The organism is Falsiruegeria litorea R37, assembly GCF_900172225.1.
GTDB classification, from domain to species: Bacteria; Pseudomonadota; Alphaproteobacteria; order Rhodobacterales; family Rhodobacteraceae; genus Falsiruegeria; species Falsiruegeria litorea.
In genome coordinates, this window is sequence record NZ_FWFO01000001.1 from 1,349,306 (window position 1) to 1,372,783 (window position 23,478).

Here is a 23,478-nt window from a genome sequence, read left to right on the forward strand (position 1 = left end):
CCAGCCTAAGCGGGGGAGGATGGTTTCGGCAATGGGGGATGCCGTTAGGTTATCTGTCTAACTGTAACGTTCAACAAACCGTTTCAGGATCTTGCCGGGCTCGGTCACATCGGCGCCGTGGCAGGCGGCGATCAGCGTCTCGGCGTCTTCGGGTGGGAAATAGCCATGGTTGCGGTAGATGTTGATGCGCTGTTCAAAGTCCGCCGCATCGGCCTCGGGGTGGAACTGCGTGGCATAGACGTTCTGCCCCCAGCGAACCATTTGGATCGGGCAGGGGGCCGAGGCCACCAGATGCACGCATCCCTCGGGTAGGCGCTGCACTGCTTCCTTGTGACCGACATAGGCGTCGAACACCGGCTTGAGCCCTGCGGTCAGGGGATCGGCCTCACCCTCGGGTGTCAGGGAACAGAGTGACGGGCCGACCGGCTCGCCATATTGCGCCTTGGACACGTCGCCGTTCAGATGGGTTGCCAGGATGCCTAAACCGTAGCAGCAGCCCATGAACGGGTGATCCAGCGCGGTGATTTGCGGCATCAGCGACAGCGCCGCCGCCTCGACCCGCGCGTCGAGTTCCGATTTGGTGGCTGGGTCGTCGCTGACGCAGCCGGGACCGCCGCCCACGATGACACCGGCATAGTCGGTCACGGTCAGGTCCGCTGGCAGGTCTTCGCAATCCAGCCGCACACGGACCGCGCGGTCAGGTGACAGGCCGGTCTGCTTGAGGATCGAGGCGAACTCGGCATCCGAGGCATCGGTTTCAGGGCGAAGCTGCAGGATCAAGAACGGTTTCATGGGGTCGGATTACCGATGCTGGAAGGCAGGGGCAAGCGGCCCCATTGCCGCGTCAGGGGTTCTTGATGGCCGAGTGATCGACATAGTCCCATTCCAACCCCTCATTACGGTAGATGCGCTTGCCCTTGTTGGGGTAATCGCCGACGTCGTGCGCCAACCGCTGCCCGATCACCAGCACCCGCAGCAGGTCCGGGCCATCGTTGCGCAGCCCGTGCGCATGGCCGCCCTTGCGGTAGCCAATGAAGTCGCCGGGGCTCACGGTCTGCTCTTCACCGTCGATGATCGAGACCGCCTGACCGGACAGGACATAGACGCATTCATCCTCGAAATGATGCACGTGGTATTCGGTGGTATCGCGGTCCGGCTCGACCTCGATGATGTGCACGCCAATGCCGGTCAGGCCGGTGACATCGCCCAGGGATTTGTTAATCCGCTGCGCGTTGGGGTTCAGGAAATGGGTCTTTGCTGTTCCTGCCATCGCGGCGATGGCTTGGGCGGTCAGCAGATAGCCGTCGTGGCTCATGGGGTTCCTTTCCGGGGGTTACATTGGCCAGAAGACCAGAATGGACGGGATGGACACGGCGACGACCAGCACCTCAAGCGGCAGGCCCATGCGCCAATAATCGCCAAAGCGATAACCGCCGGGGCCAAGGATCAGCGTGTTGTTCTTGTGCCCGATGGGGGTCAGGAAAGCCGCCGATGCCGCCACCGCCACCGCCATCAGGAACGGATCGGGGGAAACGCCCAACGTGTTGGCCATCTGGATGCCCACCGGCGCAGCCACGATGGTGGTGGCAGTGTTGTTGAGCACATCCGACAGGGTCATGGTCACAACCATCAGAACGGTCAGGATTGCCCAGGCAGGCAGGCCATTTGTCAGAGAGATCAGGCTGCCTGCAATGAGTTCAGTTCCGCCCGAACTTTCCAAGGCTGCCCCTAAAGGGATCATTGACCCAAGCAGCACCACAACAGGCCATTCGATGTGATCGTAAATCTCGGCAATCGGCAAGATTTTAGTCAGGACATAGCCCACGACCACCAACCCCAGGGCAATCGGCAGGTAGAGCAAACCAACTGAGGCCGCAATCACGGCCGCCGCAAAAAGGCCGATGGCGAGCCAGACTTTTTCGTTGGCCGTCACACTCAGCCCGCGTTCAGCCAGTGGGAGGCAGCCCAGCCATTCGGTCACATCCGGTCCCCGGTCGCGAGGCACCATCAGCAGCAGGATGTCACCTGCTTCGACCTGGGTCTTTCGGACCTGTTTGGTGATCCGTTTGCCCTGGCGCGAGATGCCCATCAGCACGGTGCTCTGCCGCCAGGCCAGCCCGATGGATTGCGAGGTCTTGCCGGTGATCCGGCTGTGCTCGGTTGCGACCACCTCGATCACTTCCAGGCCGTCACCTGCGGCTTTCAACACCTCTTGTCGGCGGCTGTCCGAGAAGTCGAGGTTCAGGGCGGTGCGGAACTCATCCAGCGCCTCGGGCACAGCCTCCAACACCAGCGCATCGCCTGCCCGCAGGATGGCGTTTGCCGCGCGGCCATAGCGGCGTTTGCCGTCGCGGATCAGGCCCAGAATGGCCACGTCGGTTTTTTCGGCAGTCTCGTCCAGCTCGGCCAAGCGCTTGCCGATGTGGGGACTGTCTTCGGGTACGGTCAGCTCGGCGATGTACTGCGCCAAGGCCTCGGCGTGTTCCTGATCATCGCCGCGTGTCGGGATCAGACGCCAACCGATCAGGGCGACAAAAATCAAGCCCGCGATGGCCGCAATCCCACCCACCGGGGCAAAGTCGAACATGGCAAAGGGTTCCCCCACTGCCTCGGCCCGGATCGAGGCGATGATGATGTTGGGCGGCGTACCAATGAGCGTGGCCATGCCGCCCAGGATGGTGGCAAAGCTCAGCGGCATCAGGCTCAGCCCCGGCACGCGCCCCGCCTTGCGCGCGGTCTGAATGTCGACGGGCATCAACAGGGCGAGGGCGGCGACGTTGTTCATGAAAGCCGACAGAACCGCCCCGATCCCGCCCATCAGTGCAATGTGCGCGCCAAGGCCCCGTGAGGCATCGACCAGCGTGCGGGTGATCAGAAAGACCGCGCCGGATCGCACCAGACCGGCCGAGACGACCAGCACCAGTGCAACTACGATGGTCGCGGGGTGGCCAAAACCGGAAAACGCGTCTGCAACGGGAACCACGCCCAGAACGACGCCCAGCATCAGCGCCGAAAAGGCCACCAGATCGTACCTGAACCGACCCCATAGAAGGAACGCAAACACCAAGCCAAAGAGCGAAAACAAAATGATCTGATCTGTCGTCATGGGCGCACCCTAGCCGGTTCAACCCAAAGGTGCGACGGGGAATTCGCGTCTTACAGGGTCAGGAATTTGTGACGCAGGGTCGAAAGAGATCAATATTGTCAAAGTGACAAGAATCGCCTTATCGGATAAATTGTCTAACGGACAAGAAACGATAAAGGCGAGACAAATGGCACGCCCCAAAATGGAAACCGAACGCAAGGCGCAGATCCTGGATGCGTTGGAGCGCATCGTTCTGCGCGATGGTTTGGCCAAGCTGACACTGGCCAAAGTGGCCGAAGAGGCGGGCTTGCCGCGTTCGCTGTTGCGGTACTTTGCCGGCAATAAGATCGACCTGGTGCTGCTGCTCTTTGACCGGATGATTGAACGGGGTGAGGCCAAGCTGGAACAGCTGGAGCAGGTCAGACAGGAAGGCCTGAGCGCCCCAAAGCTGGTTGATCTCGTACTGGATGAATTGCTGGGCGACGAAGATCTGAGCCTGATGGTGGATGAGCTTTGGCCCTATGCCGCGCTGGATGATCGCATTCAAGAGCGGTTGCGAGGGCTCTATCAGCGCCTGTGCCTCGAACTGTCCACCCATATGGCAGCAGATGGCATTGGCAACAGCGACCAGGACCGCGAGCGGCGCGCCTACGGTATCGTGTCCATGGGATTTGGCGCCGCCTTTTTTGTGGACATTGGATTTATGCCGCCCAACCCGGATGCGCTGCGCAAGGTTGCGCATCAACTGTTGTTGTCGGACGGACCGGACTGAGAAAGCAAAGGAGACCCTCATGAAATGGATCGAACGCGGGGCAGTTGCCATAGTGGCACTGGCCCTGATCGGCGGAGCTGTGTTTTGGGACAAGATACAGGACGTGCGCGCCCTGATGGCCTATTCAGCTGTTTTTGAACCCGAAAACATCGATCAGAACTTTCGCACGCTCTATGAAACCTACCCCTCGATCACCATCAAACGGAGCGGTCCCGTAGCCGATTTCGAGGTGCAGGAGCAGGCCAATATCCTGCCCGCAACGTTCACCTACGAGGGGCAGGAACTGCCCACCCAAAAGCTGTTCGATGCCTTCCATTGGACCGGTCTGGCGGTACTGAAGGATGGAAAGCTGATCCACGAGGCTTATGCCCGTGGCAACAGCGCCGAGACCCACCATATCGAAATGTCGGTGACCAAATCGCTGACCTCGATCCTTGTGGGCGTTGCCCATGATGCCGGCGACCTGGATGTGGATGCGCAGGTGACCAGCTACGTTCCCGAGTTGAATAACAGCGGATACGACGGCGTCACCGTTCAGCAAGTGCTCGATATGACTTCGGGCATTCGGTATGTCGAGGACTACGACGATCTGAACTCGGACATCGTGCAGACGGTGGTCGCGATGCTGCGCGGCTCGCTTGATGAGTTTTCGACCACCATCGTGCGCGAGCGCGAGCCGGGGACGTTCAATCAATACGCCAGTATTGAGACGCAAGTGCTGGCCTGGGTGCTGCGTCGGGCGACCGGGCAGGACTATGCCCAGTACTTCCATGACAAGCTTTGGGCCAAGATCGGAGCTGAAGGGGATGCGCTGATGCTGGTGGACCAGACGGGCGAGCCGGTGGCCTTTGGCGGGGCCAACCTGCGCCTGCGTGATCTGGCGCGCGTTGGTCAGATGGTGTTGAACGGGGGCGTCTCGATGACAGGTGAGCGGGTGGTCTCGGCGGTTTGGTTGCAGCAATCCGTCACCACGGATACCCCACAATCAATGCCGGGGGATCACGCGGCCTCGGACTTTCTGCTGGGGTACAAGAACCAGTGGTGGATTCCCGTTGACCGTGATGGCGGCGATTTCATGGCGATCGGGATTTATGGTCAGTTCCTCTACATCAACCCAGGCAGGGGCGTGGTGATAGCGATGAATGCAGCCTATCCTGAGTACAACGAAAAGCCCGAAACCGAGATGCAGATGGTGTCGGCCTTGCAAGCGATTGCCAAACATGTGAGCCCGGACAGCTGATCTGGACGTCAAACGGGGTGCCGGATGCTTGAACCTGGCCCCCTGCTTGTTTTATAGAGGCCCGCGAAACCGAATTCTTGCAGGAGCACCACATGGCCGGCCACTCAAAATGGGCAAACATTCAGCACCGCAAGGGCCGTCAGGATGCTTTGCGGTCCAAGCTGTTTTCCAAACTGTCCAAAGAGATCACCGTGGCCGCCAAAATGGGCGATCCGGACCCCGAGAAAAACCCGCGTCTGCGCCTGGCCGTGAAAGAGGCCAAATCGCAGTCCGTGCCCAAGGACGTGATTGATCGCGCGATCAAGAAATCGCAGGCGGGCGAAGGCGACGACTACGAAGAAATCCGGTACGAGGGCTACGGTCCCAATGGCGTGGCTGTCATCGTCGAGGCGATGACCGACAACCGCAACCGCACCGCATCGACCGTGCGCTCGACGTTTTCCAAAAACGGCGGCAACCTGGGCGAAACCGGCTCGGTCGGCTTCATGTTCGACCGCAAGGGCGAGGTTGTCTACAACGCCGATGCAGGCGATGCCGACACCGTGTTCGAGGCCGCGATTGAGGCAGGCGCCGAGGATTGCGAAAGCTCGGACGATGGCCACATCATCTATTGCGCGGATAGCGACCTGAACGACGTGTCGAACGCGCTGGAAGAGGCACTGGGCGAGTCTGAATCGACCAAGCTGGTGTGGAAACCCACCACCACCACCGAGTTGGACCTGGAAGGCATGCAAAAGCTGATGAAGCTGATTGATGCGCTCGAAGACGACGACGACATTCAGCGCGTCACCGCCAACTTCGAGGCCTCGGACGAGGTGATGGAGCAGCTTTAAGCCGCCCCCTCGGATGAAATTTGGCGCCCATCACAACAAGGTTGTGGTGGGCGTTTTCTTTTGTTGATGTAGCGATGCCATTTGGGCAGCTATGATGCCTGGGTGGTCAACAGCCAGTCACGCAGCAGGATCGCGCGTTCATTGGCCGAGGCATGGGTCTTGATGTAGAAATCCAAGGGTGCGGCGATGTCCTGCGGTAGCAGCGGTACCAGCGCGCCCGACTGCACCAGCGGTGCGGTCAGCGCGTTCCAGCCAAGGACTACGCCCATGTCATCCTGAGCCGCCTGCAAGGCGATGGTGTAGTTGTTGACCCGCAGCCCTTCGCCGATTGGGCCATCATAGTCCAGTGCCGTGCACCAGGTGCGCCAGTCCGTCCAACGCTCGTCCGGCGCATTCAGGTGGATCAAGGGGAGATGGGCTAGGTCCGCTAATGCGTCTATGGCGTTCTCTGCGGCGAACGCGGGGCTGGCGAGCGCGGCGATCCGGTCGCGGAACAACGGACGGCAATCGCCGCTGTCGCGGGTCATGTCGCCGTAATGGATGCTCAGGTTGCACCCCGTCTGTGCATGATCGGTGTCCGAGACGTTCTGGGTAACAGCAATGTTGCCGTGCCGTTTCCAGAACCGGGCCAACCGGGGTGTCAGCCACAAGGAAGAGACAGCCGTTGTTGCGCCGATGGTCACCGCGCGTGTCTGGCTGTCTTGCCGCAATTGTGTGACCATCGTTGAAATCTGCTCAAAGCCGCGTTGCAAGGTCAGTTGAAGCATCTGCCCGGTTTCAGACAGTTCCACCCCGCGTTGGTGGCGGTGGAACAGCTGTTGGCCCAATTCGACCTCAAGCGCCTTGACCTGATGGCTGATGGCAGCCGGGGTCACGTTCAGTTCTTGGGCGGCGGATTTGAAGCTTTCGTGCCGGGCGGCGGCCTCGAAGCTTGAGAGCGAACTGAGCGGGGGCAGATCATAGGGGCGTTTTGGCATCGCCGTGCTTTCCCAATGTAGTGAAGGTGCGGGGCATTGTTGTGGGTGGCTTATTTCAGCTAACTCAAGTTGAGATTTTTCGCAATTGTCAGGTTGGTCCTTCTTCGTGTTTCTGGCGGCATATGAATGGAGGAACCCCCATGTCTGACGCCGCCTTGGCCCAACTTTACGACAGCCTGCGCGCCGCGCGCCAGTCCTTTGATCGTATCCCGGTGATCGATGTTGCATCCCTGGTGGATGGCAGCGACCCGGCGGGGGTCGCAAAAGAGATCCGGTGGGCGTTGTCCAATGTGGGCTTTATGTACGTCAAGAACCACGGCGTTGCGGCCGAGACGGTTGAGGCAGCTTTTGCCCAAACCCGCGCGTTCTTTGACCTTCCGCTGGAAGACAAGATGAAGCTGCACATCGGCAACTCGGGCGTCGCGATGCGGGGGTATATCGAGGTGTTTGGCGAAAACACCGACCCGACCAAGACCAAGGATCTGAAGGAGTGCTTTGACCTGGGCCCGGAAACACCCGGCGTAGATGTGCCGTTTTTTGGCGCCAATCAGTGGCCCGAAGCGCTGCCCGAGTTCCGCGCAGCGGTTTACGGGTATCATGAAGAGATGAAACGGTTGGCGGCGATCCTGTTGCGTGGGATTGCGCAAAGCCTGGATCTGGCGCCTGATTTTTTTGAGGCCAAGATGCGCGATCCCATCAGCATCCAACGCTTGCTGCATTACCCACCCCAAACGGGCAAGATCGACGAGAGCGTGATGGGGATTGGGGCGCATACCGATTACGGCAACCTGACCATTCTGGCGCAGGATGATGTGGGCGGGTTGCAGGTGATGAACCGCGATGGCGCTTGGGTCGAAGGGCCGCCAATCCCTGGGACATTCGTGATCAACATCGGCGATCTGGTGCAGCGCCTGACCAATGATGTTTATCTGGCCAACTTGCACCGCGTGGTGAACACCAGCGGGCGCGAGCGCTATTCGATCCCGTTTTTCATCGATGCCGATTACGAGGCCGAGTTTGCCCCCTTGCCGGGGTGTGTCAGCGCGGCCAATCCGGCGCGATATGAGGCTGTGACATGTGGACGGCACAAGTTCGGGCGCTTTGTCGACAGCTTTCCGCATCTGGCGGCGCAACACGGCTAGGGGGGCGCTCCCGCCCTCGCTGTGTGCCCTGACGGGCCCTTGCTCGGTTGGGCCGGGCGCCTCGCCTGCGGCGAGGCGCGGCACCGCAGAACGCTAGCCAATGATCTTGTGACGTGGTCAGGGGGTGACGAGGCCCGCGTCGCGCGCCTCGTCCTCGGTCAGGTACCAAAGGTCGGTTTTGGGGGTGTTGAACATGGCATTCAGAAAGGACGGCTGCACGCCTTGGGCCTCGAACAAGGCGCGGTCCTTGTCCTGTTCCTGTTGCAGATCGATCTGCGGCAGGGCGGTGTCAAAGTTCAGCGCATATTGGTGAAACCCAAGGCGCGCGCCGGGGGCCAAAGAGCGGTTTTGACCTGCCACAAAGGGCAGAGTGCAGGCCGAGGTGCAATCGCCGTTGGCGTGGGTGCTCAGCCCGCGATCCCGGATCAGTTTGGCAAAGCCGCGCGCCTCGTAGATGTGGCCGCCGGGACTGTGGAGGGTCACTTGTGCCAACTGCGGTGCTGCATCGGCGAGGGCCGTCGCGCGGCGGGTCAGGCCAAAGGTGATCGCCCCTTGGAACATCAGCGTGGTGCCGTCCTGCGACAGCTCCAACTGGTAGGTGGCGGCGTGTTCGCGGTCCATCCGGTCGGTGAACAGCTCTTCTTCCGGTGGGGCATGGGTGTCGAGAGCCAGCCCCCACCACAGGGCAACGCCCAAACCGGCGGCCACCAGCAGTGCCAGTTGGCCACCCCAGACCGCGGCCAGCCCGCCGTGACCAACCACATGGGCGTCGGCGCTGCGTTGAAAGCGGACAACTTGCCAGCCGAAGACCACGATATCCGTCGCCAACAGGGGATAGAGGACTAAGGCAGGCATCGTCACAGACGACCCCAGCACGGCCAGTGTCCCCAGGATCAGCGCGCGCGGCAGCGCGATCCACAGCCAGAAGACGTGGGGCAAGGAAGCAGAGGCCGGATCGATGCGCATGGGGCCAACCATGCGCATGACCTGGGCCTTGGATCAATCGCAGATGGTCAGAATCTCGTCCAAGGGTTTCTTCATCTTGGCCACTTCGGGCACGGTCGCATCCTTGGCCGGGTGACCCACAGCGATGATCATCGTAGGCTTTTCCGAGGCTGGACGGTCGAGCGCCTCGTTCAGAAACCGCATCGGGTTGGGGGTGTGGGTCAGCGTGCAGAGGCCTGCGTGATGCAGGGCGGCCAGCAGAAAGCCGGTGGCGATGTTGACGCTTTCGGGAACGTAGTAGTTCTTGAACCGGGTGCCATCGTCGAACTGGCCCCAGCGTTGGGCAAAGACCACGATCAGCCAGGGCGCCACGGTCAGATGCTCCTTGATTGCATCCGTCCCGATGGGTTCCAGCGCCTTGATCCATTCGTCCCCTGCGCCGCCGGCATAGAACCGGCGTTCTTCTTCCTCGGCCTCTTCGCGAATGCGCTGTTTCAGCGCGGGGTTCTTGATCGCGACAAAGTGCCAGGGCTGGTGATTGGCGCCTGAGGGCGCGGTGCCTGCGGTGCGAATGCAATCCTCGATCACCTGGTGCGGCACGGGCCGGTCCGAATAGTCGCGCACGGTGTGGCGCTTGCGCATGACCTCGTGGAACGCTTGTGCTGCGGCGCGCATCTCATCATCGCTCAGATCGGCGCGGTCGGGCAGGGGCAGGGTGGTATAGGTCAGGTCTTCGCGGGCAAACATTTGGAATCCTTCATGTGTTGCCCCTTTATTGGCCGCACTCAGTCGGGGATCAACCCTTTGGTCGCGGCCTGTTTGACCGCTTTGGTGACCGGCTCCAGGGCCGGGGCCATGATGCGGCTGACCTGCCAGGTCAACGGCACATCCAGCGGTGTCTTTGGGATCAGGGGGGTCAAGCGGCCATTGCGGATCGGGCCACGCACCAGCTGCACCGGGTTCATGCCCCAGCCCATGCCATGGCGGGCGGCATCCACAAAAGCCTGGGTCGACGGCAGAAAATGCGTGGGCGGAGAGATGCGGGTGTCAAAGTTGTCCTGCAACCACGCCCGTTGCAGACCGTCCTTGGCATTGAAGGTCAGGCAGGGGGCAACGGTCAGGGCCTTGGCGGTGACGCCTTCAGGGAACCATTGATCCATGAAGGACGGGCTGGCAGTCGCGATATAGCGCAGCGCGCCAATTGGGTGCATGTCGCACCCCGTCACCGGTTTGGTCGACGCGGTGATGGCGGCGCTGACCTCTCCCCGCCGCAGCCAGTCGGCGGAATGATCCTGATCGTCGATCACCAGATCGAACAACACATCCGGCACGGCCGCCATGGCGTTGACAAACCAGGTCGCCAGGCTGTCTGCGTTGACGGCGATGCGCAATCGGGCGGGACCCGGTGCTGCGTCCAGTGACAACTCGCGGCTGACCTGAGCCTCAAGGATGCCGACATCTTCGGCATGCTTGGCCAGACGAATGCCCGCAGGCGTGCCTGTGCAGGGCGTGCCGCGGTTGATCAGCGACGTGCCCAGGCGATCCTCCAGCGCTTTGATCCGTTGCGAAATGGCCGATGGTGTCACCGACAGGTCGGCGGCGGCGGCCTCAAAGCTCCCCCGGCTGAGGATGGCTGACAGGGCGGCAAGGTGTTGCGGATCGAACTGCATTAGCTGTGCTTATCTAGCTTCATTATCTTTAACTAGACTACGCAATCCGCAGGTTCTAGTCAAACCGGGCAGTCACCTCTAGGAGCTTTCATGCTGACGTCTTTTGTCCCCGGTTTTGCCCTTGGTTTCAGCCTGATCCTGGCGATTGGGGCGCAGAATGCCTTTGTTCTGCGTCAGGGGGTGCGACGCGAGCATGTCTTTGCGGTGTGCTTGACCTGTGCTGTGTCGGATGCGGTGCTGATTGCGGCTGGGGTCTACGGCATGGGTTCCTTGGCGCAGGCGGTGCCATGGTTCGAACCCGCGATGCGCTATGGTGGGGCGCTGTTCTTGCTGTGTTACGGCGCGATGAGCTTTCGCTCGGCCTGGCGGGGAGGGGCCAGCATGGACATGAGCGGCGAGCGGGTCAGTGGGTTGGTCGCGACTTTGGCGACGGTGCTGGCATTCACCTGGCTCAACCCGCATGTCTATCTGGACACGGTTGTGCTCGTGGGCTCGATCTCGGCCCAATATGATGACCGGGTGAGCTTTGCCTTGGGGGCGATGCTGGCGAGTTTTGTGTTCTTCTTTTCACTGGGATACGGCGCGCGGGCCCTTGGGCCGCTGTTTGCCCGGCCGCGGGCCTGGCAGGTGCTGGACGCGGGTATCGGCGTCATAATGTGGGGAATTGCCCTAAAACTTGTTGCGATGTGAAGGGTTGCCCCTACCTGTGAATGGGTGTTCAAGGGGCGTATGAGCCAAGCCAACGCGACCGCCACCCAACGCCCGATTGCCGGTATCCTTTGGATGCTGGCGGCAGGGCTTTCCTTTGTGGTCATGACTGCGTTGGTGAAATCCATGGGCTCGACCATGCATCCCACCCAGTCGGCCTTTTTGCGGTATCTTTTGGGGTTGGTGTTCTTTGTGCCTGCACTTGGCACGCTGCTCCGAACACGATTGACGGGGCGCCAATGGGGGCTGTTCACACTGCGGGGGGCGATCCACAGCGCGGCGGTCATGCTGTGGTTCTTTGCCATGACGCAGATCCCCTTGGCTGAGGTGACGGCGATGAACTACCTCACGCCGGTCTATGTCACCATTGGTGCGGCACTGTTTCTGGGCGAGACGATGGCGGCGCGCCGGATCACGGCGATCATCGTGGCGCTGATCGGGGCGATGATCATCCTGCGTCCGGGCTTTCGCGAGATCAGCCCCGGACACCTGGCGATGCTGGGCACGACGCTGTGCATGGGCATTTCCTATCTGATGGTCAAAATGCTGGTCGAAGAGATCAGCCCTGTCGTCGTCGTCGCCATGATGTCGATCTTTGTCACCATCGGCATTGCGCCCTTTGCCATCGCCGTCTGGGTGACGCCTACCTTGCCGCAACTTGGCATCCTGTTTGCCATCGCGTCTTTTGCGACGGGGGGGCATTACTTCATGACCCTGGCGATGCAGGCGGCACCAGTGGCCGTGACGCAGCCTGTGACCTTTCTGCAGCTGATCTGGGCCACGCTGCTTGGTGCGCTGGTCTTTGACGAAGGTGTCGATTTCTGGGTTGTCCTGGGGGGCACACTGATCCTGGCGGCCATCAGCTTTATCACCTGGCGCGAGGCGGTGTTGAAACGCCGTGAAATCACACCCAACCCGAACCATCCCAAACTCTGACGCTTGCCAGCGGGCAGTTCGTGCTCCTAGGGTGGCAACATGAGATTGCGCGCTTTCGCCATAGGTATTGGAGTGATCGCGGCAGGCCCTTCAGTTGCGGGGCTTGCGGTGTGCAATGACACCACGGTCCTACATTCCGTGGCCATCGGATATAAATCGGATGGCGATTGGTTCTCGCAAGGGTGGTGGAACATCGAGCCCGATCAGTGTGCAACGGTATTGGCCGGGGATTTGGCGAACCGCTACTACTATTTGTTGGCCAAAGCTGACGCATGGGAATTCGATCATGGAGGGGTTGGGTTCTGCATCCTGAACGATGTCTTTGACATCACCGGTGATCAGGATTGCGAGGGGCGCGGCTACGCCCGGGGACAGTTTCTGGAGCTGGACACAGGTAAGTCGGCCAAGGATCACGTGACCTATATTGCGGCCGTCTCGCGCCCCGAAAAACAAAGCGAGCCTGCATTTGTTCCACCAGGGGTGTATGGCGAGCCCTATAGCGCGGCCGGCAACTTTCAATCTTGCAGTGTCGAATCCGGACAACGGGTGTGCAGCCTGTTTGCAGAGGGGTTTCAGATATTTTTTCGCGAAGATGGACGCGAAGGCGAGGGGGCCTTTGACTTTGTTGACCGGTTCCGCCCCGGCAGCCCGGTGATTGTGCACGGTGATCTGGAATCTGTTTATGACCGCTCGGCCGACCTCGTCCCCTACAAGCTTTTTGCCCGCGGATGGGAGGAAGAGGACGAGGTGTTGCGGGACATGCAGGGCAAATGGCAGTCTCGTGATGATGCGGCTGCCGGTTTGACACTTGAGGGTTCGCTGCTGGATCACACGTATGACGGCCAGGTTGTCGACAGCGTTTCGATCCGTGTCAGTTCAACATGCAATGATTATACCGAGGGTGGGCCGTACCTGATCATGCAAGCGGGAGGAGATCCTGAGGCGACCTGTTATGGAGATCTTCAGGTCGATGGGCCCTTCCTTGATATGGTCTATTTGCCGCGCGGAAACATCCTGCGATACCAGCGCGCAGACTGATGTCTCGGTTCTTGATTGACGAGTCAATAAAAAGAGCCTAGCGTTTTCTCTAGCTTTTGTTGGAGACGCGTGAATGCCCAAAGTTGGAATGGAACCCATCCGCCGTGACGCCATCGTGCGTGCCACGATTGCCGAGCTTGGCGTCTCCAAATCCCTGGATGTCACCGTCAGCCAGATCGCCAAACGTGCAGGCATGTCCAGCGCGCTTGCGCACCACTATTTTGGCGGCAAGGATCAGATCTTTCTGGCCGCCATGCGACGCATCCTGACGGATTTCGGCGCCGAGGCACGCAGCGAGTTGAAAGCAGCGCCGCGCCACGATCGGGCGCAGGCCATCATTCGCGCCTGTTTTGCACCGTCGTGTTTCACGCCGGATGTGATCGCGGCCTGGATGACATTCTATGTGCTGGCCCAAACGAACGATGATGCGCTGCGCCTGTGGCAGATCTATCAGGCGCGTATTCGCTCGAACCTGGTTGATGCCCTGCGCCCCTTGCTGGCCGACCCGGTCGAGGGCGCCGAAAACATGATCGCACTGATTGACGGTCTCTACATCCGTGCCGCGCTCAGCGCCCCGGAAGAGCCGCAACTGGCTGTCAACCACGCCCTGCGCGTTCTGAATACCCTGATCGAGAGCGGAAAATGACAAACCCCAACATTCTGATCCTGATGGTGGATCAGCTCAACGGTACCCTCTTTCCCGATGGTCCCGCAGACTGGCTGCATGCGCCGAACCTGAAAAAACTGGCGGAACGCTCGACCCGCTTTGCCAATGCCTATACCGCCTCGCCGCTCTGTGCGCCGGGCCGGGCGTCGTTCATGTCGGGTCAGCTGCCTTCGCGCACCGGGGTCTATGACAACGCGGCCGAGTTCCGCAGCGACATCCCCACCTACGCGCATCATTTGCGCCGCGCGGGCTATTACACCTGCCTGTCCGGCAAAATGCACTTTGTGGGCCCCGACCAGCTGCACGGTTTTGAGGATCGCCTGACCACCGACATCTACCCGGCCGATTTCGGATGGACGCCGGATTACCGCAAGCCGGGCGAACGCATCGACTGGTGGTATCACAACATGGGCTCTGTCACCGGGGCAGGGGTCGCCGAGATCTCGAACCAGATGGAGTATGATGACGAGGTCGCCTACAACGCGACCGCCAAGCTCTATGATCTGGCGCGCGGCAATGATGAGCGCCCCTGGTGCGTGACCGTCAGCTTTACCCATCCGCATGATCCCTATGTGGCGCGCAAGAAGTACTGGGACCTCTACGAGGATTGCGAGCATCTGCTGCCTGAGGTCCCCGCGATGGAGTACGAGGATCACGATCCTCATGCCAAGCGCATCTTTGACGCCAACGACTGGCGCAGCTTTGACATCACCGAAGACAACATCAAACGCTCACGCCGGGCCTATTTCGCCAACATCTCGTACCTGGATGACAAGATCGGCGAGATCCTGAACGTGCTGGAAACCACCCGGCAAGAAGCGATTATCATGTTCGTCTCGGACCACGGTGACATGCTGGGCGAGCGGGGTCTGTGGTTCAAGATGAGCTTCTACGAAGGCTCCTCACGTGTGCCGCTGATGATTTCAGCGCCCGACATGCCCGCAGGCAAGATCGAAACGCCTGTGTCGACCATCGACGTGACACCAACCTTGGGTGCACTGGCTGGTGTCGACATGGCCGAGATCGAACCCTGGACCGATGGCATCAGTCTTGTGCCGATGGCACAAGGCACCGAGCGAACCGAACCTGTGGCGATCGAATACGCGGCCGAGGCGTCGTATGCGCCACTGGTGTCGCTGCGCTATGGCCCTTGGAAATACAACCGCTGCGCGCTGGACCCTGATCAGCTGTTCAACCTCGACACCGACCCGCACGAGTTAACCAATCTGGCAGACGACCCGGCCCATGCCGGCACGCTGGCCACGATCAAGGCCAAGTCCGAGGCTCGTTGGGATCTGGACCGTTTTGATGCAGATGTACGCGCCAGCCAGGCCCGCCGTTGGGTGGTTTACGAGGCGCTGCGGCAGGGCGGGTATTACCCCTGGGATTACCAGCCACTGCAAAAGGCCTCGGAACGCTACATGCGCAACCACATGAACCTGGACAATCTGGAGGACAGCCAACGCTTCCCGCGTGGCGAATAACCCCTTCATCTATTTGAAAATACTCCCGCCGGAGGCATGAAATCTTGAACGCCCGTGCTGTGGGCGACCCCGGCGGGTTTGGCAGGAGCCTGAGAAATGGAAGCAGATTTTGTCATCGTAGGCGCGGGATCCGCCGGCTGCGCCATGGCCTATCGCCTGAGCGAGGCGGGGGCTTCGGTGCTGGTGATCGAACATGGCGGCACCGATGCGGGGCCCTTCATCCAGATGCCCGCCGCACTCAGCTATCCGATGAACATGTCGCGCTATGACTGGGGCTATCAGTCCGAGCCCGAGCCTTACTTGGATGGTCGTCGCCTCGCCTGTCCACGCGGCAAGGTGATCGGCGGCTCATCCTCGATCAACGGCATGGTCTATGTGCGCGGCCACGCGATGGATTTCGACCATTGGTCCGACATGGGCGCTGATGGCTGGGCCTATGCGGATGTGCTGCCCTATTACAAACGGATGGAAACCTGGCACGATGGCGGCCACGGTGGCGATCCGACCTGGCGCGGCACGGATGGCCCGCTGCATGTGACACGTGGACCTCGTTCAAACCCGTTGTTCAAAGCTTTCGTAGATGCGGGTCAGCAGGCCGGGTACGAGGTCACCGGCGACTACAACGGCGAGAAGCAAGAGGGCTTTGGTCCGATGGAGCAGACGGTCTACAAGGGCCGTCGCTGGTCTGCGGCCAATGCTTATCTGCGACCCGCTTTGAAGCGCCCGAACTGTGATCTGGTCAATGGGCTGGCGGCGCGCGTTGTGATGGAAGAGGGGCGCGCCACTGGGGTCGAGATCATCAAGGGCGGCAAGAAACAAATCATTCGCGCCCGGCGCGAGGTGGTTCTGGCAGCCTCGTCGATCAACTCGCCCAAACTGCTCATGCTGTCAGGTATCGGTGCGGGGGCGCATCTGGCCGAGCATGGCATTGACGTGGTTGCGGACCGCCCCGGCGTGGGCGCGAACCTGCAGGACCACCTGGAGCTTTACATCCAGCAGGCCGCGACGCAGCCGATCACCCTTTACAAGCATTGGAACCTGATCTCCAAAGGCGCAATCGGGGCGCAATGGCTGTTCACCAAGACCGGTTTGGGAGCCTCGAACCAGTTCGAAAGCGCGGCCTTCATCCGTTCGCAGGCGGGCGTGCAATATCCGGACATCCAGTACCATTTCCTGCCGATGGCGGTGCGCTATGACGGGCAGGCGGCGGCCGAGGGGCACGGGTTCCAGGCGCATGTCGGCCCGATGCGGTCCAAGTCGCGCGGGGCTGTCACCCTGCGGTCGAACCGGGTCGAGGATGCGCCCAAGATCCTGTTCAACTACATGAGCCACGAAGACGATTGGCGTGACTTCCGCACCTGCATCCGCCTGACCCGCGAGATATTTGGGCAAGAGGCGTTCAAGTCTTTTGCCGGCCATGAAATCCAGCCCGGCGATGCGCTGCAAAGCGATGATGAGCTGAACGGGTTCATCAAGGAACACGTTGAAAGCGCCTATCATCCCTGCGGCACCTGCCGGATGGGGCGTGCCGATGATGCAAACGCTGTGGTCGACCCTGAGGGGCGGGTGATCGGCGTCGATGGCCTGCGCGTCGCGGACAGCTCGATCTTTCCCCGCATCACCAACGGCAATCTGAATGCGCCGTCGATCATGGTGGGCGAGAAGATGTCCGATCACCTGCTGGGGCGTGATGCGCTGGCGCGGGCCAATGACGTGCCCTGGATCAACCCGAAATGGGAAACCGCGCAGCGTTAACCTTTCTTAACGGCCCATGTTGAATGCGCGTCTTCGGGCGCGCATATCTGGTTCATGTTAAGAATTTGTTGCGCCTTTGTTCTGGCCGCCTTTCCGGTGGTCGCATCCGCTGACCTGTCCGGATCGGTGCGGGTGATTGACGCCGACACTTGGGATGTTGGTGGCACCCGCGTGCGGCTGCACGGCATCGATGCACCCGAATTGGATCAGACCTGCACTCGCGCCTCGGGGCAAGGCTGGGACTGCGGGGCCTGGGCGACGCAGCAAGTGCGCAGCCTCTATGACGGTCATGCGGCGCAGTGCACCCGAGTGACCCAGGATCGCTATGGCCGCATGGTTGCGCGTTGCAGGGTTCAGGGCGATGATGTCGGGCAGGCATTGGTGTCGCAAGGGCTGGCCTTTGCCTTTCGCAAGTATTCGACGGACTATGTCGGGGCAGAAAATCACGCTAGATCGGCAGCGATGGGGCTGCACGGGGCACGCGTTGTGCTGCCCTGGGATCATCGCGCCGCCAACCGAACGACAGACCACCCGGCGAATTGCCGGATCAAGGGCAACATCTCGGCCAAAGGAGAGCGGATTTTTCACCACCCTGGTCAGCCGCATTACAGCCGCACGCGGATCAGCACCGCGAAAGGCGAACGGTGGTTTTGCACCGCAGATGAGGCGCGGCGCGCAGGGTGGCGGGCCGCCAAAAATTAGTGATCAAAAGATGGGTTTTCCTCGCGTATTTGATCCGGGTCAAGGTGGGGTCGGAGTGCGGTGACGTAGGCTTTGTTCGAACCGGAAAAAAGGAGCGAACAGATGTCTCACACCCCGCATGAACTGGCCGAGGAATTCCCCGACAAGATCGACGCCATGAGCGCGCTGAAACAGTCGGACGCGCATTTCGCCCGGCTTGCGGATGAGTATCACGAGATCAACCGCGCCGTGCACCGTGCCGAGACCAACATCGAGCCGCTGGAAGAGCTGGCCGAGGTGGATCTGCGCAAGAAACGCGCGGCCCTCAAGGATGAGATATGGGGCATTCTGTCCAAGGCGTGAAGTTGGGCCTGGAATTACAAAGGGGCGCTCTCGGGCGCCCCTTTTTCGTGTCAGTCGGTCAGTGCCCGGACCTGCGCGAATGACAGCAGGCGGCGCGAGTTTTCGTCCCACAGATGCAGACGCGCGCTTTTCAGGCTCTCGCGAATGGTCATGCGGTTGGCCTGGGCCAGAACGTTGTGGTCGCGCAGCACTTCGGGCAAGCGGTAGAAGGGGATGCGGCTATATAGGTGATGCACGTGGTGGATGCCGATATTGGCGCTCAGCCACTGCAGCACGGGCGGCAGGATATAGTGCGAGCTGCCGTGAAGGGCGGCGTCATGCAGTTGCCAGTTCTCATCCGTATCCCAATGGGCGGTCTCGAACTGATGCTGAACATAGAACAGCCACATGCCCGCCGTCGCCGCCAGCAGGGTGCTGGGCACGAAGATCAGCAGGATGGGCGCCCAGCCACCAAAGTACCAGATCACCACCAGAGCCGCGACAATGGCCACATTGGTGCACATGGCGCTGACCCAGTATTTGGCCTGATGCGTGAACCCCAGGGGCAGGCGGTTCTGAAAAAAGAACAGATAGCCGGGACCAAAGCCAAAGAGCACGATGGGGTTGCGATAGAGCCGGTACATCAATTGGCTCATCGGACTCATCTCGCGGTATTCTGCCACGGTGGCGGTGTGGATGTCGCCAATTCCGCGCCGCGCCAGGTTGCCGGCACCGCTGTGATGGATTGAATGCGAGCGCTTCCAGACGTCATAGGGGGTCAGCGTCAGCACACCCAGAACACGCCCCAACCAATCATTGAGCGTGCGGTTTTCGAAAAACGCGCCATGGCCGCAATCGTGCTGGATGGTGAACAGCCGCAGCAAAAAGGCTGCGTTCACCAGCGAGATCAGAACCGCCAGCACAGAGCTGACCGAAAGCGCCCACCAAGCCAAAGCCCAAAGCAGCACGAAAGGAACCGCAGTCACCGCCAGCTCGAACCAGCTGCGGCCTGCGTTGGGGGTGCGATACTGCGAGAGGACCTTGATCCAGTCTCTTGCGGCTCGGATTTCGGGCTGCGGCCGCGAAGAGGATGAGTCGAACATTCGCCTGCTTATTCTGAGTCGTTTGCTCGCTCTTATAGAATTGTGCGGGTTTCGCAAAGGTAACTTGACGTGAAGTTAGCAAATGACCGGATTCCGCGTCAATTTGTGCGCTTTTGGGTGCCTCTCAAGGGGTCAGTTCACCTCATAGGGCAGCGTGCCACGTTCGTTGGCATTGATCGTGAGGCGACGTTCCAAGGGCGGAACTGAACGCTGGTGGCACTGTTGCCGTTCGCAGATGCGACACGAAATGCCGATGGGCTCGTAGGCACTGGCGTTGGTCACATCCATGTTGTCTGCATAGACCAGCGCATCGGCATGGCGCACCTCACAGCCGAGCGCGATGGCATAACGGCGGACCGGCGCGCCAAAAGACCCCCCCGGTTTCGACACGTCGCGCGCCAACGAGATATAACGCACCCCATCCGGCGTTTCGGCCAGTTGTCGCAGAAAGTGGCCGGGAGTTTCAAAGGCGCGGTGCACGTTCCACAGCGGGCAAGCACCGCCGAAGCGGGCAAATTGCAACCGTGTGGCCGAGTGGCGTTTGGTGATCGTACCAGCCTGATCTACGCGGACAAAGAAGAACGGGATGCCCTTGGCGCCCGGGCGTTGCATCGTCGACAGACGATGCGCGACCTGTTCGATGGAGGCGCCGAAACGGGCACTCAGCAGTTCCAGGTCATGGCGGCAATCGCGGGCGGCGGCCAGAAAGGTCCCATAGGGCATCAGTGCGGCCCCGGCAAAGTAGTTGGCCAGCCCGATCTTGGCGATAGACCGCGCCTCTTCGCTGTGAAAGCGGGCGAAATCCAGTGTCGCCTCAAGCAGTTTGTCCTGGCTCACCAGTGCCACCTGCAAGAGCATCTGAAAGACCTGGGTTTGGGGCGATGAGCGCGACGATAAGTGCAGCACCCGCGCCTTGGCGTCAAAGCTGCGTAGGGCTTCGATATCTGTCAACTTCACCTGAATGCCGCGCGCGGACAAGCTGCCCAGGGCAACGGTTCGTACGTCACCGGCGTCGTTGGCTTGCGCAGAGAAACGTTCGGCCGCGTGATCCACCGCGTCTATGTAATTGTCGCAATAATGAAAGAAATCCCGCACTTCTTCCCAGGGGCTGGCCTGAATGCGGGCGTCTTCGCGCCCCAACGCCTCATCCAGAGAGGCCAGCCGCTCATGTGTCTGACGATAGCTTTTGTGCAGCTCGATGAATGCGCGCGCCAGGGCAGGTGCGTTCGATGCGGTCAACCGCAAGTCGGCGAGCGGCGGCATGGTGTCGGCAAAGATCGGGTCGGCCAGCGCCTCGCGCATGTCGCTGACCAACCGCTCGCTGTCGCCTGTGCTCAGCTCGGTCACATCCAGTCCGAATTCCTGAGCCAGCGCCAGAACAACCGTGGTCGACACAGGCCGGTTGTTGTTTTCCATCTGGTTGAGATAGGGCAGAGACACCCCCAGCTTGGCGGCAAAATCCTTTTGCGTCAGGGTCAGACGAGTGCGGATTTCGCGCAGTTTGGCGCCGGCATAAAGTTTTTGGGTGGCCATGGATGGATGCCTGAATCTTTGCAAGTTTACTTGATGGTCAAGCTACATTTGCAAAACCGGGCGGGCAACCCTAGACACGCTGGCCGTCCCGGAACACTTGCCGCCATTCCAGAACCCTCACGCTTTTGCGCAGGCCGGTGGGCCAGAACGGATCCTGCTCGACCAGCGCTTGGACTTCTGCGGCGCTGTCTGCCTCGACCAGCCACATGCCGCCCTGTCCATCTTGGCCCTCGAACAAGGGTCCGGCTCCGATCATCTTCGGGCCAATCGTGGCAAGGAATGCCAGATGATCAGCCATGTGTTCTTGCCGCAGGTGTTCTTTCCCTGAATTGTCCTGGAAGGTGACGCAATAGAGCATGTTCGTATCCTTTTTGATTGGGTGAGCTCAGGATGACTTGCTGCGGAATTGCTGCACAGGGTGGAAATTTGCATCTTTTTGATGCAAAAATGCAACCATGAACTGGGATGACATGCGGTTTCTATTGGCCATTGCGCAGGCGGGCAGCCTCAAGGGCGCGGCCCGGCAGTTGGGTGTGGACAAAACCACCGTATCGCGGCGTTTACGTGCGATGGAGCAGGGTCTTGGACAGGCTGTGATCGAGGTTGGCGGGGCAGGACTGACACTGACCGAATTCGGGCGTTCGCTGCATCGGCACGCCGAGGTTATGCGTGACGAAATGCAGGCGGTGAATGCCCTGGCGCAGGTCGGGCCCGAGACGCAGTTGGGCACCGTACGGCTGACGGCGGTGCCCCTGGTCATCAATCATATGTTGTTGCCCTACTTGCCTGAGGTGCAGGCGAAGTCCCCGGGCCTGCGGCTGGAGCTCATCTCAGAGGCCCGTGACCTGAGCCTGTTGCGCGGCGAGGCGGATATCGCGCTGCGTCTGGCCCGCCCCACCGAAGGGGGACAAGCCGTTCTGGCCCGCAGGTTGGGAGAGCTGGAATATGCGGCATTCGCGGCACCAGGTGCCGCCAGCAGCCCTTGGATCTCATATGAGCCACGAATGCTTTACCTGTCCCATGCCGAAGCGATTGCCAAAGCGGCTGCAGCAGACGGCACGGGCCCGGTGTCGGTCAACGATGCCGAGACGTTGTTTCAAATGGTCTGCGCCGGGCATGGCAGAACCCTGTTGCCCCGGATCGTCGGCTCACATGACGCGCGGCTGGTCGAGGTGCCATTTGCGCATGGCAGCCTGCCAAAGCGCGAGGTGTGGTTGATGGTCCGAAAAGAGCTGCGCGACCTGGAACGCATCCGTCTGGTCGTGGCCTGGCTGGACCGCGTGTTCGCTGATCTCAGGTCATAGCCCCAACTGACGCTCGCGCCAGATCACGACTTGGATCGCCAAGACGCCCAGAACGCTTGTGATCAACATCAACCACAACAAGGGCAGGGCGCCGGTTTCGGGCGTCAGCAAAAAGCCGGCCAGCGCACTCAGCGCGGCGCCTCCACCCAGCATGATTGCGCCATTCAGGCCCGAGGCCGTGCCCGCCAGGTGAACCCGTACCGACAGCGCGCCTGCGGTGGCATTGGGGATGGCCATGCCGTTGCCCAGACCAACAAAGGTCATGAATCCAAAGAAGGTCAACGCCGAGCCCAGCCCGAGGATCATCACGACCAGGGACAGCGCGACACCAATGGCGTTCAACCAGCAGCCCCACATAACCATCCGGTTCACGCCATAGCGCATGGAGTAGCGGCCGCTGATGAAGTTGCCAAAGAAATACCCGATCGCGGGCGCGCCAAAGTAAAAACCCATCTCGGCCGGGTTCATCCCGAACACCTCGGTGCCCACAAAGGGCGCGCCACCCAGATAGGCAAAGAACGCGCCAGAGCAGAAGCCGGAGGCCAGCGAATAACCCCAGAACCGGGGCGAGGTCAGCAATTCGGGGTATTCACGGAACTGCGCCACAAGGGTCTTGCCGCTTTTCAGGGCCGTCTCGCCAAAGTCTGCGTAAACCAGAACAATCGCCAACGCGCCCAGCAAGAAGAGCAGCCAGAAGTTTGCTTGCCAGCCAAAGCTTTCATCCAGCAGGCCACCGATGGCCGGGCCGATCATCGGGACCACTGCCATGCCCATGGTGACATACCCCAGCATCGAGGCCGCTTGATCCTGCTCGTACATATCACGAACGGCGGCGCGGCTCAGGACGATGCCGACAGCGATCACGGCCTGACACATGCGGAAGAACAGAAAGATTTCGGCCGTGGGGGCAAAGATCGTTCCAAGCGTTGCCAGAAGGAACAGCGCAAGCCCCCACAAGATCACAGGACGCCGCCCGGCCTTGTCAGCAATGGGGCCGATCACAACCTGCAACGCCGCATTCACCGCCAGATACAGGGCCACCGACAGTTGCATCAGACGATAGTCTGTCTGAAAATGCTCGGTCATGTTCGGCAAGCTGGGCAAGAAGATGTTCATGCCAAGTGCCGAAAGCCCTGACAGCAGGATCAGCGTGGTGATGGTGGGCGGTGTGCGCCCCGAACTCGATTGAGTCTTGGTTTGAGACTTGGGTTGCATACTTCGCATCTATGCTTGTCCGACACAAAGGTCCACGGGGGACGTGGC

The 23,478-nt window shown here is 60.7% G+C and carries 24 protein-coding genes; 13 read left to right on the forward strand and 11 right to left on the reverse strand.

Features of this window, described 5'->3' with window-relative positions:
- Nucleotides 1-57: 57 nt before the first annotated feature.
- From TRL7639_RS06680 to TRL7639_RS06690, 3 genes are read right to left on the reverse strand one after another with little or no spacing between them, the layout of a single operon-like run.
- Nucleotides 58-792, reverse strand: coding sequence for a glutamine amidotransferase (locus TRL7639_RS06680; RefSeq protein WP_085794966.1), 735 nt, complete (start codon nucleotides 790-792; stop codon nucleotides 58-60).
- 52 nt (nucleotides 793-844) lie between these two features.
- Entirely contained in the window at nucleotides 845-1,315 is a 471-nt protein-coding gene (locus TRL7639_RS06685; RefSeq protein WP_085794967.1) for a cupin domain-containing protein, read from the reverse strand.
- 18 nt (nucleotides 1,316-1,333) lie between these two features.
- Complete coding sequence (locus tag TRL7639_RS06690) at nucleotides 1,334-3,106, reverse strand: SLC13 family permease (protein WP_085794968.1); 1,773 nt, start codon at nucleotides 3,104-3,106, stop codon at nucleotides 1,334-1,336.
- A 166-nt stretch (nucleotides 3,107-3,272) separates the two neighbouring features.
- On the opposite strand from TRL7639_RS06690, the gene TRL7639_RS06695 reads away from it, so the two are divergent.
- From TRL7639_RS06695 to TRL7639_RS06705, 3 genes are all read left to right on the forward strand, one after another.
- Entirely contained in the window at nucleotides 3,273-3,857 is a 585-nt protein-coding gene (locus tag TRL7639_RS06695) for a TetR/AcrR family transcriptional regulator (RefSeq protein WP_085794969.1), read from the forward strand.
- 19 nt (nucleotides 3,858-3,876) lie between these two features.
- Nucleotides 3,877-5,097, forward strand: a complete 1,221-nt coding sequence (locus TRL7639_RS06700; protein ID WP_235820272.1) for a serine hydrolase domain-containing protein — start codon at nucleotides 3,877-3,879, stop codon at nucleotides 5,095-5,097.
- 92 nt (nucleotides 5,098-5,189) lie between these two features.
- Nucleotides 5,190-5,930, forward strand: coding sequence for a YebC/PmpR family DNA-binding transcriptional regulator (locus tag TRL7639_RS06705; RefSeq protein ID WP_085794971.1), 741 nt, complete (start codon nucleotides 5,190-5,192; stop codon nucleotides 5,928-5,930).
- 89 nt (nucleotides 5,931-6,019) lie between these two features.
- Here TRL7639_RS06705 and TRL7639_RS06710 read toward each other — a convergent pair whose 3' ends face one another.
- Nucleotides 6,020-6,907 carry a LysR substrate-binding domain-containing protein gene (locus TRL7639_RS06710; RefSeq protein ID WP_085794972.1) on the reverse strand — a complete coding sequence of 296 codons (888 nt, stop codon included), beginning with the start codon at nucleotides 6,905-6,907 and terminating at the stop codon, nucleotides 6,020-6,022.
- 140 nt (nucleotides 6,908-7,047) lie between these two features.
- On the opposite strand from TRL7639_RS06710, the gene TRL7639_RS06715 reads away from it, so the two are divergent.
- Nucleotides 7,048-8,049 carry an isopenicillin N synthase family dioxygenase gene (locus tag TRL7639_RS06715; RefSeq protein WP_085794973.1) on the forward strand — a complete coding sequence of 334 codons (1,002 nt, stop codon included), beginning with the start codon at nucleotides 7,048-7,050 and terminating at the stop codon, nucleotides 8,047-8,049.
- A 117-nt stretch (nucleotides 8,050-8,166) separates the two neighbouring features.
- Here TRL7639_RS06715 and TRL7639_RS06720 read toward each other — a convergent pair whose 3' ends face one another.
- The 3 genes from TRL7639_RS06720 to TRL7639_RS06730 are packed head-to-tail and all read right to left on the reverse strand — an operon-like array spanning nucleotide 8,167 to nucleotide 10,664.
- Entirely contained in the window at nucleotides 8,167-9,033 is an 867-nt protein-coding gene (locus TRL7639_RS06720; RefSeq protein ID WP_085794974.1) for a COG3904 family protein, read from the reverse strand.
- Between the two features lie 15 nt (nucleotides 9,034-9,048).
- Entirely contained in the window at nucleotides 9,049-9,741 is a 693-nt protein-coding gene (locus TRL7639_RS06725) for a nitroreductase family protein (protein ID WP_085794975.1), read from the reverse strand.
- A gap of 38 nt (nucleotides 9,742-9,779) precedes the next feature.
- Complete coding sequence (locus tag TRL7639_RS06730) at nucleotides 9,780-10,664, reverse strand: LysR family transcriptional regulator ArgP (RefSeq protein ID WP_085794976.1); 885 nt, start codon at nucleotides 10,662-10,664, stop codon at nucleotides 9,780-9,782.
- A 90-nt stretch (nucleotides 10,665-10,754) separates the two neighbouring features.
- On the opposite strand from TRL7639_RS06730, the gene TRL7639_RS06735 reads away from it, so the two are divergent.
- The 8 genes from TRL7639_RS06735 to TRL7639_RS06770 all read left to right on the forward strand — a co-directional run bounded on the left by TRL7639_RS06735 (nucleotide 10,755) and on the right by TRL7639_RS06770 (nucleotide 18,296).
- Nucleotides 10,755-11,354: a LysE/ArgO family amino acid transporter gene (locus tag TRL7639_RS06735; protein WP_085794977.1), complete on the forward strand. Its 600-nt coding sequence runs from the start codon at nucleotides 10,755-10,757 to the stop codon at nucleotides 11,352-11,354.
- A 39-nt stretch (nucleotides 11,355-11,393) separates the two neighbouring features.
- The gene (locus TRL7639_RS06740; protein ID WP_235820273.1) at nucleotides 11,394-12,308 is read left to right on the forward strand and encodes a DMT family transporter; all 915 of its coding nucleotides are present in this window, start codon (nucleotides 11,394-11,396) and stop codon (nucleotides 12,306-12,308) included.
- A 39-nt stretch (nucleotides 12,309-12,347) separates the two neighbouring features.
- Nucleotides 12,348-13,346, forward strand: coding sequence for a DUF1036 domain-containing protein (locus TRL7639_RS06745; RefSeq protein WP_085794978.1), 999 nt, complete (start codon nucleotides 12,348-12,350; stop codon nucleotides 13,344-13,346).
- 73 nt (nucleotides 13,347-13,419) lie between these two features.
- The gene (gene betI, locus TRL7639_RS06750; protein WP_085794979.1) at nucleotides 13,420-13,992 is read left to right on the forward strand and encodes a choline-binding transcriptional repressor BetI; all 573 of its coding nucleotides are present in this window, start codon (nucleotides 13,420-13,422) and stop codon (nucleotides 13,990-13,992) included.
- The gene (betC, locus tag TRL7639_RS06755) at nucleotides 13,989-15,497 is read left to right on the forward strand and encodes a choline-sulfatase (protein WP_085794980.1); all 1,509 of its coding nucleotides are present in this window, start codon (nucleotides 13,989-13,991) and stop codon (nucleotides 15,495-15,497) included. The genes betI and betC overlap by 4 nt, the downstream gene beginning before the upstream one ends.
- Nucleotides 15,498-15,593: 96 nt before the next feature.
- Complete coding sequence (gene betA / locus TRL7639_RS06760; RefSeq protein ID WP_085794981.1) at nucleotides 15,594-17,252, forward strand: choline dehydrogenase; 1,659 nt, start codon at nucleotides 15,594-15,596, stop codon at nucleotides 17,250-17,252.
- Between the two features lie 54 nt (nucleotides 17,253-17,306).
- Nucleotides 17,307-17,954, forward strand: coding sequence for a thermonuclease family protein (locus TRL7639_RS06765; RefSeq protein ID WP_085794982.1), 648 nt, complete (start codon nucleotides 17,307-17,309; stop codon nucleotides 17,952-17,954).
- A 102-nt stretch (nucleotides 17,955-18,056) separates the two neighbouring features.
- A complete protein-coding gene (locus tag TRL7639_RS06770) occupies nucleotides 18,057-18,296 on the forward strand; it encodes an HP1242/YdcH family protein (RefSeq protein WP_085794983.1) in 240 nt (79 codons plus the stop codon).
- 50 nt (nucleotides 18,297-18,346) lie between these two features.
- Here the strand turns inward: TRL7639_RS06770 and TRL7639_RS06775 are convergent, their stop codons facing one another.
- The 3 genes from TRL7639_RS06775 to TRL7639_RS06785 form a co-directional block, all read right to left on the reverse strand.
- Entirely contained in the window at nucleotides 18,347-19,378 is a 1,032-nt protein-coding gene (locus TRL7639_RS06775) for a fatty acid desaturase (protein ID WP_085794984.1), read from the reverse strand.
- Nucleotides 19,379-19,510: 132 nt separating this feature from the next.
- On the reverse strand, nucleotides 19,511-20,911 hold the full coding sequence (locus TRL7639_RS06780) for a helix-turn-helix domain-containing protein (protein WP_085794985.1): 1,401 nt from the start codon (nucleotides 20,909-20,911) through the stop codon (nucleotides 19,511-19,513).
- 70 nt (nucleotides 20,912-20,981) lie between these two features.
- Nucleotides 20,982-21,269, reverse strand: coding sequence for a YciI family protein (locus TRL7639_RS06785; protein WP_085794986.1), 288 nt, complete (start codon nucleotides 21,267-21,269; stop codon nucleotides 20,982-20,984).
- Between the two features lie 97 nt (nucleotides 21,270-21,366).
- On the opposite strand from TRL7639_RS06785, the gene TRL7639_RS06790 reads away from it, so the two are divergent.
- Nucleotides 21,367-22,215, forward strand: coding sequence for a LysR family transcriptional regulator (locus tag TRL7639_RS06790; RefSeq protein WP_085794987.1), 849 nt, complete (start codon nucleotides 21,367-21,369; stop codon nucleotides 22,213-22,215).
- On the opposite strand, the gene TRL7639_RS06795 is transcribed toward TRL7639_RS06790, so the two are convergent.
- The gene (locus TRL7639_RS06795; RefSeq protein WP_110647109.1) at nucleotides 22,210-23,430 is read right to left on the reverse strand and encodes a multidrug effflux MFS transporter; all 1,221 of its coding nucleotides are present in this window, start codon (nucleotides 23,428-23,430) and stop codon (nucleotides 22,210-22,212) included. The genes TRL7639_RS06790 and TRL7639_RS06795 overlap by 6 nt on opposite strands.
- Nucleotides 23,431-23,478 lie beyond the last annotated feature (48 nt).

Bases quoted from the DNA above. Each gene is read 5' to 3' on its own strand.
- betC (WP_085794980.1), top strand. From the start codon at position 13,989: ATGACAAACCCCAACATTCTGATCCTGATGGTGGATCAGCTCAACGGT.
- TRL7639_RS06705 (WP_085794971.1), top strand. From the start codon at position 5,190: ATGGCCGGCCACTCAAAATGGGCAAACATTCAGCACCGCAAGGGCCGT.
- TRL7639_RS06740 (WP_235820273.1), top strand. From the start codon at position 11,394: ATGAGCCAAGCCAACGCGACCGCCACCCAACGCCCGATTGCCGGTATC.
- TRL7639_RS06715 (WP_085794973.1), top strand. From the start codon at position 7,048: ATGTCTGACGCCGCCTTGGCCCAACTTTACGACAGCCTGCGCGCCGCG.
- TRL7639_RS06795 (WP_110647109.1), bottom strand. From the start codon at position 23,430: ATGCAACCCAAGTCTCAAACCAAGACTCAATCGAGTTCGGGGCGCACA.
- TRL7639_RS06775 (WP_085794984.1), bottom strand. From the start codon at position 19,378: ATGTTCGACTCATCCTCTTCGCGGCCGCAGCCCGAAATCCGAGCCGCA.
- TRL7639_RS06735 (WP_085794977.1), top strand. From the start codon at position 10,755: ATGCTGACGTCTTTTGTCCCCGGTTTTGCCCTTGGTTTCAGCCTGATC.
- TRL7639_RS06695 (WP_085794969.1), top strand. From the start codon at position 3,273: ATGGCACGCCCCAAAATGGAAACCGAACGCAAGGCGCAGATCCTGGAT.
- TRL7639_RS06730 (WP_085794976.1), bottom strand. From the start codon at position 10,664: ATGCAGTTCGATCCGCAACACCTTGCCGCCCTGTCAGCCATCCTCAGC.
- TRL7639_RS06710 (WP_085794972.1), bottom strand. From the start codon at position 6,907: ATGCCAAAACGCCCCTATGATCTGCCCCCGCTCAGTTCGCTCTCAAGC.
- TRL7639_RS06765 (WP_085794982.1), top strand. From the start codon at position 17,307: ATGTTAAGAATTTGTTGCGCCTTTGTTCTGGCCGCCTTTCCGGTGGTC.
- TRL7639_RS06690 (WP_085794968.1), bottom strand. From the start codon at position 3,106: ATGACGACAGATCAGATCATTTTGTTTTCGCTCTTTGGCTTGGTGTTT.
- TRL7639_RS06700 (WP_235820272.1), top strand. From the start codon at position 3,877: ATGAAATGGATCGAACGCGGGGCAGTTGCCATAGTGGCACTGGCCCTG.
- TRL7639_RS06785 (WP_085794986.1), bottom strand. From the start codon at position 21,269: ATGCTCTATTGCGTCACCTTCCAGGACAATTCAGGGAAAGAACACCTG.
- TRL7639_RS06725 (WP_085794975.1), bottom strand. From the start codon at position 9,741: ATGTTTGCCCGCGAAGACCTGACCTATACCACCCTGCCCCTGCCCGAC.
- betI (WP_085794979.1), top strand. From the start codon at position 13,420: ATGCCCAAAGTTGGAATGGAACCCATCCGCCGTGACGCCATCGTGCGT.
- TRL7639_RS06780 (WP_085794985.1), bottom strand. From the start codon at position 20,911: ATGGCCACCCAAAAACTTTATGCCGGCGCCAAACTGCGCGAAATCCGC.
- TRL7639_RS06680 (WP_085794966.1), bottom strand. From the start codon at position 792: ATGAAACCGTTCTTGATCCTGCAGCTTCGCCCTGAAACCGATGCCTCG.
- TRL7639_RS06745 (WP_085794978.1), top strand. From the start codon at position 12,348: ATGAGATTGCGCGCTTTCGCCATAGGTATTGGAGTGATCGCGGCAGGC.
- betA (WP_085794981.1), top strand. From the start codon at position 15,594: ATGGAAGCAGATTTTGTCATCGTAGGCGCGGGATCCGCCGGCTGCGCC.
- TRL7639_RS06685 (WP_085794967.1), bottom strand. From the start codon at position 1,315: ATGAGCCACGACGGCTATCTGCTGACCGCCCAAGCCATCGCCGCGATG.
- TRL7639_RS06790 (WP_085794987.1), top strand. From the start codon at position 21,367: ATGAACTGGGATGACATGCGGTTTCTATTGGCCATTGCGCAGGCGGGC.
- TRL7639_RS06770 (WP_085794983.1), top strand. From the start codon at position 18,057: ATGTCTCACACCCCGCATGAACTGGCCGAGGAATTCCCCGACAAGATC.
- TRL7639_RS06720 (WP_085794974.1), bottom strand. From the start codon at position 9,033: ATGCGCATGGTTGGCCCCATGCGCATCGATCCGGCCTCTGCTTCCTTG.